A 3,210-nucleotide genomic window follows, 5' to 3' on the forward strand; every position below is an offset into this window, starting at 1 on the left:
CGACTACTATGATTCTGCTTTTTCCTTACTTCCACAGACTATTCTGTGTTTTTCTACAGAGAAATAATTTCTCTAAGAGAAGTTTAGGAAGATCGAAGTTACTCTAATTATTTACGCGACTCATTTAGGTATGCAGACCTTTTTTGATCTTCAATCTATATAACATTGAAGATCAAATTTTTTTTATATTTTTATATATACAGGTAGGTTCAAAGTTAGGTTATCAACCCTAGGATGTTTTTTGTTAAAAACATTGATAATTTTGAAAACCAAATATTAAATTTTCAAATAACTTTGAAAAACAGTTACAATTCATTTCTGTTTGGTAATATAATTACCCCGTTTATTGCATTTAGCCTTTTTTGAATAAGGTTATCCGTGTGAGTCATTCTTCTGGCGTGATCTTCTTGGATATGAATTTCTCCTCAACCCGCTTTTATTCTTTGCTGTAACTTTTGATTCTTTCGTTTCAAAAGCCAAGAATATGAAGGAACATATTATCATGATGTTCGTGATACGTGAAATCACTCATAATTAGGCATCATTTCGCGCCCCATGGACTTTCCTAAACTTAATTAATTATATCTTTATTTAAAAATAAAAAAAATTAAACTTCGATCGTCTTATATTATTTTCTAACAACTATATTTTAACAAATTTTTATAAAAAAATATTTATTTCTTTACAAAAAAATAAAAAGTATTTTTATTTTTCTAAAGATAAAAATACTTTTCCTTTTTCGTTGATTTTAATACATTTTGTTAATAATTTATTACCTTTTTGTATAAAATCTTCTATTTTTGTAAATTTATTTATATTATGAATTTTACTATAATGAATAAATCCTTCAACGTGAGGAAAAATTTCTACTATAACGCCAAAAGATTTTCCAAATTTATCGCTTAAAATTTTTAAAACAGTTACTTGATAAATTTCTCCCACTTTAACTTCTTTAACTAAATCTAAAATATAATCAACTGCTTTTTGAACCATCTCAATATTTTGATGCATAACTATAATTCTTCCGTCTTGTTCAATATCTATTTTGACATTATCATATTTAGATATAATTTGAGAAATTATTTTACCGCCTGAACCTATTACATCACGAATTTTATGAACAGGAATATGAATGATTTTAACTTTAGGAGCGTATAAAGATAAATCTTTTTTTGGTTTATCAATAACTTGGCTCATGTTTTTTAAAATTTCTATTCTACCTAATTTTGCTCTTTCTAAACATTCTTTTAAAATGTTTATCTCTAAATATTTCATTTTAATATCCATTTGCAAAGCAGTAATTCCTTTTTCAGTACCAGAAACTTTTAAATCCATATCCCCTGTATGATCTTCTAACCCTTGAATATCACTTAAAATAACGTATTCTTTGGTATTTTCATCAAAAAATAAACCCATAGCTATTCCTGCAACAGATTTTTTCAAAGGAACTCCAGCATCCATTAAAGCCATAGAAGTAGCACAAATAGTAGCTTGCGAAGAAGAACCATTAGATTCTAAAATTTCAGAAACAACTCTTATAGTATAAGGAAAATCATCTTCCGATGGCAAAACACAAGATAAAGCTTTTTCAGCTAATATTCCGTGTCCAATTTCTCTTCTAGAAATCATCATATACCTTCCTATTTCTCCAACAGAAAAAGGAGGAAAATTATAATGAACAATAAAACGTTTTTGTTCTTCTTGAGTTAAATCATCAATCAATTTACTTTCTCTTAAAGTTCCTAAAGTAACAACAGATAAACTTTGTGTTTGTCCACGAGTAAAAATAGCAGAACCATGAGCTCGAGGTAAAACGCTAATTTCGCTTTTTATAGGTCTAATTTCGTTTATTTTTCTACCATCTATTCTTAATTTATTTTTAATAATCATACTTCTTATTTCTTTTTTTACTAAAGAATGAAAAATTTCCTCAATAAAAATAAAATATTTAGGATTTTTTTCTAAAGATAATAAATTTTGTTCTAATTCTTTGGAATTTTTGGAATTATTATTTTGATTATTTTGTTTAAAATTATCTAAAATTTCTCTCTTGAGTTTTTCTATATTTTCATTTAATTCATTTTTACTAATTTTATAACTATTACTTTGATTTAAAATATCTTTTATTTGAGAAATATATTTTTCTTCTATAAGTGAACTTAATTTTTCTATATTTGAATCTTGAGAAGGAATAATAATTTTTTTTGGATTTATTTTTTCCTTAATTTTTTCTTGAAAAATACAAAGTTCTTGAATTTTTTTATGTCCTAAAACCATAGCTTCTAACAAATCAGCTTCAGATATTTCATTAGCAATAGCTTCTATCATATTTAAACTATTTTTAGTACCAGATAATATTAATATAAAATCAGATTGTTCTTTTTGTTTTAAATTGGGATTAATAATAAATTTATTTTTAATTTTACCAATACAAATTCCTGATACAGGTTCGTTAAAAGGTATTTCTGAAAGAAGTAAAGACAAGGAACTTCCTAAAATAGCAAATATTTCATTATTACAATCATCATCACTGCTTAAAACAGTATTAACAACTTGAATTTCTTGTCTAAAAGAATGAGAAAATAAAGGTCTTATAGTTCTATCAATTAAACGTGAATTTAAAATCTCCTGATCAGATAATTTACCTTCTCTTTTAGAAAAACTACCAGGTATTTTCCCCACGGCATAAAGTTTTTCTTGGTATATCACCATTAAAGGAAAATAATTTAATAAAGTTTCATTTTTACCTAATACTGAAACACTTAAAATTACAGTATCTTTATACCTTACTAAAACATTTCCACTAGATTGTTTAGCTAATTTATTAATTTCTACCGTTAACAGATTATTTTCAAAAATAGTTTCAAAAAAACACGAATTCATTTAATTTTTCCTTTTCAAATTTGGTATATATAAATAAACTAACTTAATTTTTTATTAAATATATTTTTTTAAAAAAAATTTATTACAAAACTACTTTTAAAAATAAAATGTTAATTAAAAACATATTTTTAATAAAAAAATATTATGTTTTATAAATATAAAAATATAAAAAATGGCGCCTACACTAGGGCTCGAACCTAGGACCCTCTGGTTAACAGCCAGATGCTCTACCAACTGAGCTATATAGGCACATAAATAGCCCCATATTATTCTTTTATACAAAAAAATAATATGGATTTGTGGTAGAGGATGAGGGATTTGAACCCC

Annotated in this window: 1 protein-coding gene and 1 tRNA gene; both read right to left on the reverse strand. The window is 25.0% G+C overall.

The features are described 5' to 3' along the window. Positions 1-705: 705 nt before the first annotated feature. The gene (locus tag ACHMP6_RS01700) at positions 706-2,883 is read right to left on the reverse strand and encodes a polyribonucleotide nucleotidyltransferase (protein WP_412097801.1); all 2,178 of its coding nucleotides are present in this window, start codon (positions 2,881-2,883) and stop codon (positions 706-708) included. Positions 2,884-3,056: 173 nt separating this feature from the next. Further along, positions 3,057-3,132, reverse strand: a tRNA-Asn gene (locus ACHMP6_RS01705). Positions 3,133-3,210 lie beyond the last annotated feature (78 nt).

This window comes from Candidatus Phytoplasma palmae (assembly GCF_046896035.1).
GTDB classification, from domain to species: domain Bacteria; phylum Bacillota_I; class Bacilli_A; order Acholeplasmatales; family Acholeplasmataceae; genus Phytoplasma; species Phytoplasma palmae.